Source organism: Ramlibacter sp. GS1-15, from assembly GCF_057785015.1.
The window spans coordinates 2,108,787-2,122,590 of the sequence record NZ_JBYNTU010000001.1; the positions used below are offsets into that span (position 1 = coordinate 2,108,787).

Annotated in this window: 14 protein-coding genes and 1 tRNA gene; 3 read left to right on the plus strand and 12 right to left on the minus strand. The window is 63.9% G+C overall.

Annotated elements, in window-relative coordinates; translation table 11 throughout:
- Window positions 1-141: 141 nt before the first annotated feature.
- On the minus strand, window positions 142-594 hold the full coding sequence (locus AC3EF3_RS10580; RefSeq protein ID WP_488532116.1) for a hypothetical protein: 453 nt from the start codon (window positions 592-594) through the stop codon (window positions 142-144).
- Between the two features lie 156 nt (window positions 595-750).
- Between AC3EF3_RS10580 and AC3EF3_RS10585 the strand changes: the two genes are divergently transcribed.
- Window positions 751-1,008 (plus strand): helix-turn-helix domain-containing protein, encoded by a 258-nt coding sequence (locus AC3EF3_RS10585; protein ID WP_488532117.1) that lies wholly within the window; start codon window positions 751-753, stop codon window positions 1,006-1,008.
- Between the two features lie 618 nt (window positions 1,009-1,626).
- The gene (locus AC3EF3_RS10590; RefSeq protein ID WP_488532118.1) at window positions 1,627-3,030 is read left to right on the plus strand and encodes a hypothetical protein; all 1,404 of its coding nucleotides are present in this window, start codon (window positions 1,627-1,629) and stop codon (window positions 3,028-3,030) included.
- A gap of 568 nt (window positions 3,031-3,598) precedes the next feature.
- On the opposite strand, the gene AC3EF3_RS10595 is transcribed toward AC3EF3_RS10590, so the two are convergent.
- The 11 genes from AC3EF3_RS10595 to uvrB all read right to left on the minus strand — a co-directional run bounded on the left by AC3EF3_RS10595 (window position 3,599) and on the right by uvrB (window position 12,450).
- A tRNA-Val gene (locus tag AC3EF3_RS10595) sits at window positions 3,599-3,673 on the minus strand.
- 25 nt (window positions 3,674-3,698) lie between these two features.
- Complete coding sequence (gene dnaQ, locus AC3EF3_RS10600; protein WP_488532119.1) at window positions 3,699-4,412, minus strand: DNA polymerase III subunit epsilon; 714 nt, start codon at window positions 4,410-4,412, stop codon at window positions 3,699-3,701.
- 18 nt (window positions 4,413-4,430) lie between these two features.
- The gene (gene fdx / locus AC3EF3_RS10605; protein WP_488532120.1) at window positions 4,431-4,769 is read right to left on the minus strand and encodes an ISC system 2Fe-2S type ferredoxin; all 339 of its coding nucleotides are present in this window, start codon (window positions 4,767-4,769) and stop codon (window positions 4,431-4,433) included.
- A gap of 2 nt (window positions 4,770-4,771) precedes the next feature.
- A complete protein-coding gene (gene hscA, locus AC3EF3_RS10610; protein ID WP_488532121.1) occupies window positions 4,772-6,631 on the minus strand; it encodes a Fe-S protein assembly chaperone HscA in 1,860 nt (619 codons plus the stop codon).
- A 5-nt stretch (window positions 6,632-6,636) separates the two neighbouring features.
- A complete protein-coding gene (gene hscB / locus AC3EF3_RS10615) occupies window positions 6,637-7,155 on the minus strand; it encodes a Fe-S protein assembly co-chaperone HscB (protein WP_488532122.1) in 519 nt (172 codons plus the stop codon).
- Window positions 7,152-7,475, minus strand: coding sequence for an iron-sulfur cluster assembly protein IscA (gene iscA, locus AC3EF3_RS10620; protein WP_488533768.1), 324 nt, complete (start codon window positions 7,473-7,475; stop codon window positions 7,152-7,154). Before iscA ends, hscB begins: the two co-directional genes overlap by 4 nt.
- A 22-nt stretch (window positions 7,476-7,497) precedes the next feature.
- Window positions 7,498-7,884 carry a Fe-S cluster assembly scaffold IscU gene (iscU, locus tag AC3EF3_RS10625; protein WP_488532123.1) on the minus strand — a complete coding sequence of 129 codons (387 nt, stop codon included), beginning with the start codon at window positions 7,882-7,884 and terminating at the stop codon, window positions 7,498-7,500.
- Between the two features lie 24 nt (window positions 7,885-7,908).
- Entirely contained in the window at window positions 7,909-9,135 is a 1,227-nt protein-coding gene (locus AC3EF3_RS10630) for an IscS subfamily cysteine desulfurase (protein ID WP_488532124.1), read from the minus strand.
- Window positions 9,136-9,175: 40 nt separating this feature from the next.
- A complete protein-coding gene (iscR, locus tag AC3EF3_RS10635) occupies window positions 9,176-9,712 on the minus strand; it encodes a Fe-S cluster assembly transcriptional regulator IscR (protein WP_488532125.1) in 537 nt (178 codons plus the stop codon).
- Between the two features lie 141 nt (window positions 9,713-9,853).
- Window positions 9,854-10,348, minus strand: a complete 495-nt coding sequence (locus AC3EF3_RS10640) for a low molecular weight protein-tyrosine-phosphatase (protein ID WP_488532126.1) — start codon at window positions 10,346-10,348, stop codon at window positions 9,854-9,856.
- Window positions 10,345-12,450: an excinuclease ABC subunit UvrB gene (gene uvrB, locus AC3EF3_RS10645; RefSeq protein ID WP_488532127.1), complete on the minus strand. Its 2,106-nt coding sequence runs from the start codon at window positions 12,448-12,450 to the stop codon at window positions 10,345-10,347. Before uvrB ends, AC3EF3_RS10640 begins: the two co-directional genes overlap by 4 nt.
- 96 nt (window positions 12,451-12,546) lie before the next feature.
- Between uvrB and AC3EF3_RS10650 the strand changes: the two genes are divergently transcribed.
- The gene (locus AC3EF3_RS10650) at window positions 12,547-13,743 is read left to right on the plus strand and encodes an amino acid aminotransferase (protein ID WP_488532128.1); all 1,197 of its coding nucleotides are present in this window, start codon (window positions 12,547-12,549) and stop codon (window positions 13,741-13,743) included.
- Window positions 13,744-13,804: the final 61 nt, after the last annotated feature.

Consider the following 13,804-nt stretch of genomic DNA (forward strand, 5'->3'; position numbering starts at 1 on the left):
CTTTTCGAATGCGTCCCCTGCGCGGGGAATGCTCGCCACGCAAGGCCGTTGGGCTTCAAGGTTTCCCTATCGCTCAAGGCAGGCCGGGAATGCTGGTTCCCTGGATCCCACTGCGGCTCAAGAGTTGGCGTCTCGGGCTACTCACCGATTCGGTGGCATAGAAACTCCGAGATCGGCAGCGATCTTCTCAATCGGAACGTCTGGATATTCCATCGACACGGCGCGAACAATTTCTGCATCTGAGAGGCCTTGATACGCCGGTTTCAGGCGGCGCACTTCGTCGACCTTTCGTTCTCCTCTCGCTGGCGTTGCGTGAGCGGAAGCGCCGAGGGGTTCGTGACCAAAGGCCGATTGGCGGGCAATCCGTGGTTCGGTGGATTTCCAATCGCCTATGGCCACCAGCACCACAAAAACCCAGGCGAGGCGCGCCCAATTTGCTGGAAAGTGCCCCCTGCTTCTTTCCGTGAAGAACAGGTGCCATAGGCCGGCCCCGGCGGCTGCGCTCGCGAGAAGAAGCCCGAGCTTGATGATCCAATCAAGCCCCGCCGAACCAAGGAGCTGGCCGTATGTCACCGCGTGGGCTGCGGCAGACACTGCGACGATTCCAACTATGTGACGGCCCCACAGTATTGCTGCCGGAGTAGCGTGATTTTCGGAGGTCGCTTCGCTCGTCATGATGGTGTACAGGTAACTATATCCCGTGTAATGATAGCCCGTGGTTATTTAACGCGCAACGGCCAATGATTCGGGATGGCATCCCGGGACCCCGAAGCGAAGAGCAGGCGCAAGGAGCTCGTGGCTTTTGGCAGCGCTGTTAGAGCAGCCAGGCAGAAGCGGGGCTACTCGCAAGAGGCGTTCGGAGACCTGTGTGGTATCGATCGCAGCTACATGGGCGGCATTGAGCGCGGCGAGCACAACCTGGCCTTGCTGAACATCTTCAAGATCATTCGTGCCTTGGAGATGAGGCCTTCAGAATTTTTCAAAGCGCTCGACCACCTCCCGCTTTGACAGCCGAGTGGAGTTTGGCGACTGCTGCGGCTTGTACCGGAATTGCATCTCCCGCCTGGGGGGCGGCCGCGCCAATCTAACTCTGGATGCGTCGAGATGGCTGCCAACGGGTCTCGACCCGAACATCGTCGAACTGTTCGAGCAGATGGGGCAGACTCACCCGGCAGCACCGTACTCTGTGCGTACTCGCACGACGCCTCAGAGATGGGCGCTCTCGCCATCCCTGCTGGCAGGAGGCAGGGAGTGAATTCGTACATGCCGGGAGTGTCGCGCCTGGCCTGCCTTGGTCAAGCCGCAGACGGCGGATCTGCCATCGGTTGGTGCGGATCCGCCCTGGCCGCTTGCAGTAAGCGGCAGGGCGGATCCGTAGGTCCGTCGTTCGAGCCCAGGTCGGGGAGCCAAACATGACTAGAAATGGGCACCTGCGCGGTGCCCATTTCCTTTCTGCTACTGCCGCCAGCAGTGCGCCTCTTTCCCGCGAATCACCGCAAGCCGCCCGAGCGTCGCCTACGAACCAGCGCAAGTACCGCTTCGTGGCTCCGGTTGCACCATCAGCAGTTTCGTGCGCGGGCCGCGCGAGATCCTCCATCGCGACGCCGGAGTCCCTACAAGCTGCGGATGACCTACGGCTCGCGATCCTCTACCATCAAGGTGTTTGTATTTGTAGGCCCCCGTGTTACTTGGCCGGGGGCGAAAAAAAGGGGGGCGGTAGTGGATCCGAATCTTGAAACTCTATGCGATGCGCTCGACGAACTATCTGCACGCGTGCTCGCTTCCTGGACCGAAAATCGAACGCTTAAGGAAGTTCAGGGATGGCAGTACCCTGCTCTGACACGTCATGATCTCGCAGCGCTAGCCTCGGGGCTCGCCCAAAGCATCCGGGATGCTGGCTCAGAAGATGTGGACGAGCCGCTTGCAACGACCTTGGAAGATTTTCCGCGACGCTTGAAGTTGCTCCATACCGACACCGTTCCGCACATGTTCAACGGGAACGGGATTCAAGCTATTCCACCCTATGTTGAGACGCTTGTCGGCCTCACGGGGTTATTGAGGCCTTTAGTCGGCTGGGCACCGAATCCTGAAAACAGGGCGATGCCTGCGCCGATGGCTCGTCGCCTTCGGACTTATCAAGCCACTATCGACTCGCTCGCGCCTGATGCCGAACGTCTGCGCGCGCAGATCTCCCAGATCGAGGCCGCGACAGAAGCGGCCGAACATCTCCCGACGGACTTGCACGATCTAGCCGAGGCGCGAAAAAAGGTTGATAGATTTGCCAGTGACGCGGCTGAGCTGTATGGGAAACTAGACGAGCGAGCCAAGGAGGTCACTCAGCTCGCGGCGCAAGTAAAGGCAAAAGAAGAAGAAGCCGCGAAACTGGTCGAGCAGTGTGAGCAGGCGTACCGAATCACTACGACCAAGGGTCTCGCAGCTGCATTCGATCAGCGAGCCTTCAAGATCGCATTCTCGATGTGGGTATGGGTACTAGGACTCCTCGCCGCGCTTATTGCCGCCACATATCTCGGTGCGGAGCGAGTGAAGGTTCTATCGGACTCGATGGCGGGCACAGACCCGAAGTGGGGGATCATCCTCATGCAGGCGATCTTGTCCCTCCTCAGCGTCGGAGCACCTCTGTGGTTCGGTTGGGTGGCAACGAAACAGATCGCGCAGCGGTTCCGTTTGGCTGAGGACTATGGCTTCAAGGCATCTGTCGCCAAAGCTTATGAGGGCTATAGGCGCGAGGCCGCGCGACTAGACCAGGAACTTGAGAAACGCTTGTTCAGTTCTGCCCTAACTCGCCTTGAAGAACCCCCGCTGAGACTAGTAACCGATCACAGCGATTACGGGAGCCCCGCACATGAAGCGATTAACTCGCCGACAGTTCGGGACGCTCTACAGACAGTACCCAACTTCAAGGACAGCATCCTGAAATTGGCCGAGAAGGCTCTGAGCACTGTGCGAGGAACGAGTGCTAAAACTGATTCAACAAGTGCAGCATCTGCTCCCACTGCACCCTCTGCCTAGGGAGCCTCGATCTCTAGTTCCTGTACCGATTTTCGTCTGAGTCGGGGGCCACCAACGCAGACAAATGCTTGACTTTCAAAAGCCTCCCCCGGAAAGCCTTTGCCTCTTTGGTGGGCCGCTCAGCGGGCGTTGCGTCGCGAACCCCACATGTCGCGGCAGCGCTGAGGAGCGCTACTTGGCCGCTGCCTTGACGACAATCCGCTGCCCAGTCGACGTCGTGCGCACCTTCACACCCAACGCCATGTCTCAGCCAGGCATTTCGCCTGTGGCCGCTGCACGTTCACGAATGTCATCGGCTTGCACTTCCATCGCTGAATCACTCATCGCCTGCGGCCGGCAAGCTGCATGCGCTCGAGGCCAGCGAATGACATCTCGTCCCCCACTGCGCTGAGCGTCGGGCGCAACAGGGTCGAAAGCGGCTTGGTCATCGTGGACCGACCTCAACGCGCCCTTTACGGGCCACCGGGCTTGGACCACTGCAGCGGTCAAACCAGTAGCTCGATTCCATACGGTTTCCGTACCGCAAACGAAAACGGCACCTAAAGGTGCCGTAAGTTATTGATTTTTATGGTGGGTGATACATGGATCGAACATGTGACCCCTGCCGTGTGAAGGCAGTGCTCTACCGCTGAGCTAATCACCCGTTTCGCTTGCGCGAGAGCCCCGCATTATGCCATAGGCTGGGCAGGATTCCGCCACAGGGTCTTGCCGCCGCTCGCCTTGTCCAACTGCTTCAGCACCTCTTCGTGCGCCGCGGACTCCTGGTCGTTCGCGAGCAGCACGGGCAACGTGAACTGGCGCAGGTCCACGCGCGTGTGAATGCCGGCAATCGCGCTGTCCGCGGCCACGTCGATCAGCAGCGCGTCCTGGCCCCGCGTCATGTTGATGTAGACGTCGGCCAGCAGCTCCGCATCCAGCAGCGCGCCGTGCAGCGTGCGGCCGGAGTTGTCGACACCGAGCCGGTCGCACAGCGCATCGAGGCTGTTGCGCTTGCCGGGATACAGCTCCTTGGCCATCGCCAGCGTGTCGGTCACCCGGCCCACGAGGCCCGTGATCGGGCTGCGCCCGAGCAACTCCAGCTCCTTGTTCAGGAACGAGACGTCGAATGCCGCGTTGTGGATGATGATTTCCGCGCCGGCGAGGTATTCGAGCAGTTCGTCGGCGACTTGCGCGAACTTCGGCTTGTCGCGCAGGAATTCGTTGCTGATGCCGTGCACCTTGAGCGCATCCTCGTGGCTGTCGCGCTCCGGGTTCAGGTAGAAATGCTTGTTGTTGCCCGTGAGCTTGCGGGCGACGAGCTCGACGCAGCCGATTTCGATGATCCGGTCGCCGGCCTCGGCGGAAAGGCCCGTGGTTTCGGTGTCGAGGACGATCTGGCGCACCGCGCGATTATGGCCGCGTCAGTGCTTTTCTTTCGCGTGGTTGATCGAATACTTCGGGATCTCGACGACCAGGTCCTTCTGCGCGACGATCGCCTGGCACGAAAGCCGCGAGTTCGGCTCCAGGCCCCAGGCGCGATCGAGCAGGTCTTCCTCGTTTTCGTCCATCTCGTTCAGGGAATTGAAACCTTCACGCACGATGACGTGGCAGGTCGTGCAGGCGCAGCTCATGTCGCAGGCATGCTCGATCGCGATGCCGTTGTCCAGGAGCGCCTCGCAGATCGACGTGCCCGGCGGCGCCTTGACTTCGGCGCCCTCGGGACAGTATTCGGCGTGCGGAAGGATCTTGATGGTGGCCATGTTCAGATCGCTTCCACGTTCTTGCCCGCCAGCGCTTTCTGGATGCTGTTGTTCATGCGTCTTGCCGCGAATTCTTCCGTGCCCTTGGCCAAGGCCTGCGTAGCTGCCTCGATCGCTTCCGCCTCGGTGGAGTTCTCGGCGATGGCGCGCAGCGATGCCATCAACGCGTCGACATGGGCCCGTTCTTCCGGCGTCAGCAGGTGGCCATCGGCGCCGAGTGCACTCCGGGTCGCCAGCAGCATTCGCTCGGCCTCGACCTTCGCTTCCGCCAGCGCCCTCGCCTTCATATCCTGCTCGGCGGTCGCGAAGCTGTCCTTGAGCATGCGCGCGATCTCGTCGTCCGACAGGCCATACGAAGGCTTCACGTCGATGCGCGCCTCGACGCCGCTGGCCTGTTCCTTCGCGCTGACGGACAGCAAGCCGTCCGCATCGACCGTGAAGGTCACGCGAATGCGGGCCGCGCCGGCGGCCATCGGCGGAATGCCGCGCAGCTCGAACCGCGCCAGGCTGCGGCAGTCCTGCACCAGGTCGCGCTCGCCCTGCACCACGTGGATCGCCATCGCGGTCTGGCCGTCCTTGTAGGTGGTGAAGTCCTGCGCCTTGGCGGTGGGAATGGTCTCGTTGCGGTGGACGATGCGCTCCACCAGCCCGCCCATCGTCTCGATGCCGAGCGAGAGCGGGATCACGTCGAGCAGCAGCAGGTCGCCCGAAGCGTTGTTGCCAGCGAGCTGGTTGGCCTGGATCGCGGCGCCCAGTGCCACGACCTCGTCCGGGTTGAGGTTGGTCAGCGGCTCCCGGCCGAAGAACTGTGCCACGGCCGCGCGGATCTGCGGCATGCGCGTGGCGCCGCCGACCAGCACGACGCCCTTGACCTCGTCCTTCGACAGCTTGGCATCGCGCAACGCCTTGCGCACGGCGGCAATGGTGCGCGCCGTGAGCTCGCGCGTCACCGACTCGAAATCAGTGCGGTGTACCTCGATGTCGTACCCGCGGCCGTCCACGTCGATGTGCGCGACGACAGACGTTTCGCCCGACAACTTCTCCTTGGCCGTGCGCGCCGCGACCTTCACGGCCGACTTGTCGCGCGCACGGGTCGCCGGAACGCCCGCTTTCGCCAGCAACCAATCCGCCAGCGCGCGGTCGTAATCGTCGCCGCCCAGGGCCGAATCGCCACCCGTCGCGATCACCTCGAACACGCCCTTCGTGAGGCGCAGGATCGAGATGTCGAAGGTGCCGCCGCCCAGGTCGTACACGGCGTAAACGCCCTCGGAGGCGTTGTCCAGGCCATACGCGATGGCCGCCGCCGTCGGCTCGTTGATCAGGCGCAGGACGTTGATGCCGGCAAGCTTTGCCGCGTCCTTCGTGGCTTGACGCTGCGCATCGTCGAAGTACGCGGGCACGGTGATCACCGCGCCGTACAGGTCGTCGTTGAACGTGTCCTCGGCGCGGTAACGCAGCGTCGCGAGGATTTCGGCGCTCACCTCGACGGGCGATTTCTCGCCTTCGCGCGTGTCGAGGACCACCATCCCCGGCTTGTCGACGAAGCGATAGGGCAACTTGTCGCGGTTCGCGATGTCCGCCAGACCCCGCCCCATGAAGCGCTTGACCGACACGATCGTGTTCTCTGCGTCATCGGACTGGGACTGCAGCGCGTCGTAGCCGATCTCGCGCTTGCCGTGCTCGAGATAGCGCACGGCCGACGGCAGCAGCACGCGGCCATCGTTGTCCGGCAGGCATTCGGCGACCCCATTGCGCACGGCTGCGACGAGCGAGTGCGTGGTGCCCAGGTCGATGCCCACGGCAATCCGCCGCTGGTGGGGGTCGGGCGACTGGCCGGGTTCGGAAATCTGCAGGAGCGACATCGCCTCTATTGTCCCAGTTGCTCGAAGCGCGCCTGCACGTCGTGGCCGAAACGCTCGATGAACATGAGGGCTCTCACCTGTTGCGCCGCAGCCCGTGCGTCGTGCTCGCGGTCCAGCGCCTCCTCGATGCGCTGCAGCGCTTCGCGCCGTGCGGCATGCAGTTCCTCGTCGAGCCGGTCCAGGTCCTCGGCGTCGTGCGCCTCGTCCAGCTCCTCGCGCCACGCCATCTGCTCCACCAGGAACTCGGGCGGCATCGCCGTGTTGTTCTCCGCCTCGATCGGCGAGCCGCGCAGCTCGCACAGATAGGCGGCCCGCCTGAGCGGGTCCTTCAGGCGCTTGTAGGCCTCGTTGATCCGCACCGACCACTGCATCGCGATGCGCTGCGCAGCCTGGCCCTGCGCCGCGAAACGGTCGGGATGCGCCTCGCGTTGCAACTCCTTCCAGCGCGCGTCGATGGTCGAAGCGTCCTGCGCGAACCGTTCGGGAAGGCCGAAGAGCTCGTAATCACTGGCCTGGAGATTCACACCCGGAACGACTCTCCGCAGCCACAACGATCGCGCTCGTTCGGGTTGTTGAACTTGAAGCCCTCGTTCAGGCCCTCGCGCACGAAGTCCAGCTGCGTGCCGTCGATGTAGGCGAGGCTCTTGGGATCGACCAGCACCTTGACGCCGTGCTGCTCGAACACGAGGTCCTCGGGGGCGGGCTCATCGACGTACTCGAGCTTGTAGGCCAGGCCCGAGCAGCCGGTGGTCTTCACGCCCAGGCGCACGCCGAAGCCCTTGCCGCGTTTGGCCAGGTACTTCGTGACGTGGCGCGCCGCCGCCTCGGTCAAGGTGATCGCCATCTTTTCCAGACGGACCGATTGGTCAGGCCGCATGTTTTTTCTTGTAGTCGGCGACGGCCGCCTTGATCGCGTCTTCGGCCAGGATCGAGCAGTGAATCTTCACCGGCGGCAGCGCGAGTTCCTCGGCAATCTGGCTGTTCTTCAGCGTAGCGGCTTCATCCAGCGTCTTGCCCTTCACCCACTCGGTCACGAGCGAGCTGGACGCGATCGCCGAGCCGCAGCCGTAGGTCTTGAAGCGCGCATCTTCGATGACGCCGGTCCTCGGGTCCACCTTGATCTGCAGCTTCATCACGTCGCCGCAGGCCGGCGCGCCCACCATGCCGGTGCCCACGGTCTCGTCGCCCTTGTCGAAGGAACCGACGTTGCGCGGGTTTTCGTAGTGATCAACGACCTTCTCGGAATAAGCCATGTCTGTTCTCCTAACTTCTGTGCGTCAATGCGCCGTCCACTGGATCGTGGAGATGTCCACGCCGTCCTGGTACATCTCCCACAACGGAGAGAGTTCGCGCAGGCGAGCGACGGTCTCGCGGATGGCCTTGACGGCGTAATCGATCTCTTCCTCGGTCGTGAAGCGGCCGATGGTCATGCGCAGGCTCGAATGGGCGAGCTCGTCGCTGCGCCCCAGCGCGCGCAGCACGTAGCTCGGCTCCAGCGACGCGGACGTGCAGGCGGAGCCCGACGACACCGCCACGCCCTTGATGCCCATGATCAGCGATTCGCCTTCGACGAAATTGAAGCTGATGTTCAGGTTGTGCGGCACCCGGCGTCCCGGCTCCATGCTGCCGTTGATGAACACCTGCTCGATGTCCTTCAGGCCTTCGAGCAGGCGCGTCTGCAACGCATGCGCCTTCTCGCCGTCCTTCGCCATCTCGAGCTTGGCCAGGCGGAACGCCTCGCCCATGCCGACGATCTGGTGCGTGGGCAGCGTACCCGAGCGCATGCCGCGCTCGTGGCCGCCGCCGTGCATCTGCGGCTCGATCCGCACGCGGGGCTTGCGGCACACGTACAGCGCGCCGATGCCCTTGGGTCCGTAGGTCTTGTGCGAGGCCAGGCTCATCAGGTCGATCGGCGTCTTCCTGACGTCGATCTGCACCTTGCCCGTCGCCTGCGCGGCATCGACGTGGAAGATGATCCCCTTCTCGCGGCACAGCGCGCCGATCGTGGGGATGTCCTGGATCACGCCGATCTCGTTGTTCACGTACATCACCGAGATCAGGATGGTGTCGGGCCGGATCGCGGCCTTCAGCGCGTCGAGGTCCAACAGGCCGTCTTCCTTCACCTCGAGGTAGGTCACCTCGAAGCCCTGGCGCTCCAGCTCGCGCATCGTGTCGAGCACAGCCTTGTGCTCGGTCTTGACGGTGATCAGGTGCTTGCCGCGCGTCTTGTAGAAATGCGCGGCGCCCTTGATGGCCAGGTTGTCCGATTCGGTCGCGCCGGAAGTCCACACGATTTCGCGAGGGTCCGCATTGATCAGGTCCGCAACCTGCTGGCGCGCCTTCTCGACGGCTTCTTCCGCTTCCCAGCCCCAGGCGTGACTTCGCGACGCCGGGTTGCCGAAGTGCTCGCGCAACCACGGAATCATCGCGTCGACGACGCGCGGGTCCACCGGCGTCGTCGCGCCGTAGTCCATGTAGATGGGGAAATGCGGGGTCATGTCCATCAGTTTTTCAGGGTTCTTCCAGAGACGGGATTGATCGCGCTCAGCTCTTCGCGAAGGAGTTTCCGAGCGCGAAGACCGAGTTCGGCGCGTTCACGCGGATCGGCTTGACCACGGGCTGCGGCGAGATCGCCCGCTTCACGGCGGGCTTGTCTTCGATCTGGATGCCCTTGGCCAGCTGGTCGTCGACCAGTTTCTGCAGCGTCACGGAATCGAGGAACTCGACCATACGCTGGTTGAGTTGCGCCCACAGCTCGTGCGTCATGCAGCGGCCACCATCGGCACCGCAGTTTTCCTTGCCGCCGCAGTGCGTCGCATCGATGGGCTCATCGACCGACACGATGATGTCGGCCACGGTGATGTCCGTGGCCTTGCGACCGAGCGTGTAGCCGCCGCCGGGCCCACGGGTGGATTCGACCAGCTCGTGACGGCGCAGCTTGCCGAACAGCTGCTCCAGGTAAGACAGCGAAATCTGCTGGCGCTGACTGATCGCCGCCAGCGTGACGGGACCGTTGTTCTGGCGCAGGGCCAGGTCGATCATCGCGGTGACGGCAAAGCGGCCTTTGGTGGTGAGTCTCATGCAAGCTCCTTGCGGCCCAGCCACATGGCAAGGCCAAGATTTCTTTCGGGTTTTCCCCGATCCTCTTTCCGGTTGTTCCTGACTGTTTTCGTCAAGTTTACCAGAAAACCCGACGGGACGCTCGGGTAATGGACCGCGCTGTCAGGCAGCCGCCAGCCGGCCCCGCAGGTAGACCAGCAGGCCGCGGCAGGCCTGCTCGATCTGGTCGAGAACACGCTCGAACATCTGTGGCCCGCCGCTGTACGGGTCGGGCACGACATCGTGGGCGCCCGATGGCGCGAATTCCATCAGCCGCTTCAGCTTGTGCTTGTGCTGAGGTGGGCACAGCTCGTCGAGCTCGCGCAGGTTCTGCCAGTCCATCGCCAGGACCAGGTCGAACTGCTCGAAGTCCTCGGCCCGCACCTGCCGGGCACGCAGCTGGGACAAGTCATAGCCGCGCCGTGCTGCGTGCTGCTGGCTTCGCGCGTCCGGCGGCTCGCCGGCGTGGTAGTCCAGCGTGCCGGCCGAGTCGATGCGCACGGCATCGGCGAGCTCTGCCTCCCGAATCATGTGGCGCAGCACCGCCTCGGCCGTGGGGCTGCGGCAGATGTTGCCCATGCAGACCATCAGGATCGAGAACGGCTCCCGGTCGCTCATGCCTTCTTGCCGGCCTGGATGGGCACCACGTTGTCATGCACGACGGCGCCGAAGGCCTGCTCCTTGAGCACGGCCAGCTGGTCGCGCACCCGCGCGGCCTTCTCGAACTCGAGGTTGCGCGCATGCTCGAGCATCTGCTTCTCGAGCCGCTTGATCTCCTTCGCCACGTCCTTCTCGGACATGTCCTCGACCATTGCGCGCTGAAGCTCCTGCTTCTCCATCTCCTTGCTCGCGGCCGCGCTGTACACGCCATCGATCAGGTCGCGCACCTGCTTCACGATGCCGCGGGGCGTGATGCCGTGCGCCTCGTTGTACGCGATCTGCTTGGCGCGCCGGCGCTCCGTTTCGCCGATCGCCTTCTTCATCGATTCGGTGACCTGGTCGGCGTACAGGATCGCCTTGCCGCTCACGTGGCGGGCGGCGCGGCCGATCGTCTGGATCAGTGAGCGCTCGGCCCGCAGGAAGCCCTCCTTGTCCGCGTCGAGGATCGCCACCAGCGACACCTCGGGAATGTCCAGCCCCTCGCGCAGCAGGTTGATGCCCACCAGCACGTCGAACTGGCCCAGGCGCAGGTCGCGGATGATCTCCACGCGCTCCACGGTGTCGATGTCGCTGTGCAGGTAGCGCACCTTCACGCCGTTGTCGGCGAGGTAATCGGTGAGCTGCTCCGCCATGCGCTTGGTCAGCGTCGTGATCAGCACGCGCTCGTTCTTCTCCGTGCGGATGCGGATCTCCTGCAGCACGTCGTCGACCTGGTGCGTCGCCGGCCGCACCTCCACGTCGGGATCGACCAGGCCCGTGGGCCGAACGACCTGTTCCACCACCTGGCCCGCATGCGTGCGCTCGTATTCCGCCGGCGTCGCCGACACGAAGACCACCTGGTGCATGCGCGATTCGAACTCCTCGAACTTCAGCGGCCGGTTGTCCAGCGCGGACGGGAGGCGGAAACCGTACTCGACCAGCGTCAATTTGCGCGCGCGGTCGCCGTTGTACATCGCCCCGAGCTGCCCGATCATCTGGTGGCTCTCGTCGAGAAACATGATCGAGTCCTTGGGCAGGTAGTCGGTGAGCGTCGACGGCGGCGCGCCCGGCGGCGAGCCCGACAGGTGCCGCGTGTAGTTCTCGATGCCCTTGCAATGGCCCACTTCGCTGAGCATCTCGAGGTCGAAGCGGGTGCGCTGCTCCAGCCGCTGCGCCTCGACCAACTTGCCCGCCGCGACCAGCTCCTTCAGGCGCTCGTCCAGTTCGATCTTGATGGTTTCCACGGCCGCCAGCGTCTTCTCGCGCGGCGTGACGTAGTGGCTGGAGGGATAGACCGTGAAACGCGGCACTTTCTGGCGGATGCGGCCCGTGAGCGGGTCGAACAGCTGCAACGCTTCGATCTCGTCGTCGAACAGCTCGATGCGCACCGCGAGCTCGCTGTGCTCGGCCGGGAACACGTCGATCGTGTCGCCGCGCACGCGGAACGTGCCGCGCGCGAAGTCCTGCTCGTTGCGCGTGTACTGCATGCGAATGAGCTGGCCGATGATGTCGCGCTGGCCGATCCTGTCGCCCACCCGGCAGATGAACCGCATCTGCGTGTAGTCCTCCGGCGCGCCGATGCCGTAGATCGCCGAGACCGTCGCGACGATCACCGTGTCGCGCCGCTCCAGCACGCTCTTGGTGGCCGACAGCCGCATCTGCTCGATGTGCTCGTTGATCGAGCTGTCCTTCTCGATGAACAGGTCGCGCTGGGGGACGTAGGCCTCCGGCTGGTAGTAGTCGTAATAGCTGACGAAGTACTCGATGGCATTGCGCGGGAAGAACTCGCGGAATTCGGCATAGAGCTGCGCCGCGAGCGTCTTGTTCGGCGCGAACACGATCGCCGGCCGCCCGAGCCGCGCGATCACGTTGGCCATGGTGAAGGTCTTGCCCGAGCCCGTGACTCCCAGCAGGGTCTGGAACACCTCGCCGTCGTTCACGCCTTCGACGAGCTTTTCGATGGCCGTGGGCTGGTCGCCCGCCGGCGGGTACGGCAGGAACAGCTCGAAAGGCGAGCCGGGAAAGGTGACGAACTCGCCTGGGTTCGTTCTCTCGGTGGTGACTTCGGAAAGCTCGGGCATTTGGCTACGGGTTTCCCCTAAAATCGAGGGCAGCCGGACAGCGTAACGCATCGCCGGCCCGCCGTGCACGCATCTACTGACATCTCAAGGAAGCCAATGTCCCTCTTCTCCGCCGTCGAAATGGCCCCGCGCGACCCGATCCTGGGTCTCAACGAGCAATTCAACGCCGACCCGAACCCGAACAAGGTGAACCTGGGCGTCGGCGTGTATTACGACGAGAACGGCAAGCTCCCCCTGCTGGCCTGCGTGCTGGCCGCGGAGAAGCAGATGATGGACGCGCCCAAGGCGCGCGGCTACCTCCCGATCGACGGTATCGCTGCGTACGACGCCGCCGTGCAAGGCCTCGTATTTGGGGCCGAAAGCGAGCCGGTCAAGGCCAAACGCGTGGCGACGGTGCAGGCCTTGGGCGGCACGGGCGGGCTGAAGATCGGCGCCGATTTCCTGAAGAAGGTGAACCCCCAGGCCAAGGTGCTGATCAGCGACCCGAGCTGGGAAAACCACCGCGCCCTCTTCACGCAGGCCGGCTTCCCGGTCGAGGCCTACCCCTACTACAACGCGGCCAGGCGCGGTGTCGATTTCGACGGCATGCTCACCGCGCTCAGCGTGGCGGTCGAAGGCACGATCGTCGTGCTGCACGCCTGCTGCCACAACCCCACCGGTTACGACCTCGCGCCGGGGCAGTGGGACCAGGTGATCGCCGCGGTCAAGCAGCGCAAGCTCGTGCCCTTCCTCGACATGGCCTACCAGGGCTTCGGTTCGGGCATCGCCGAAGACGGCGCCGTGATCGGCAAGTTCGTCGCCGCGGGCCTGGGCTTCTTCGTCGCGACCTCTTTCTCCAAGAGCTTCAGCCTGTACGGCGAGCGCGTGGGCGGCCTGTCCGTGCTCTGCAACGACAAGGACGAGGCTGCGCGCGTGCTGTCGCAGCTGAAGATCGCCATTCGCACCAACTACAGCAACCCTCCGACGCATGGCGCCCAGGTGGTGGCCACCGTGCTGAACACGCCTGAGCTGCGAGCCCAGTGGGAGCAGGAGCTGGCCGGCATGCGCACGCGCATCAAGCAGATGCGCCACGCCCTGGTCGACAAGCTGAAGGCGGCCGGCGCGAAGCAGGACTTCGGGTTCATCGTCGACCAGGTCGGCATGTTCAGCTACTCGGGCCTGAACAAGCAGCAGATGGAGCGTCTGCGCAGCGATTTCGGCGTCTATGGCGTCGATAGCGGCCGCATCTGCGTGGCCGCGCTCAACGGCAAGAACATCGATTACGTCGCCAAGGCGATCGCGGCCGTCCTCTGACGAGCCGCTGACGCCCGGATTGGTGGTTTCACCTCACCCGTCAGGCGGGTGCCGGTGCTAT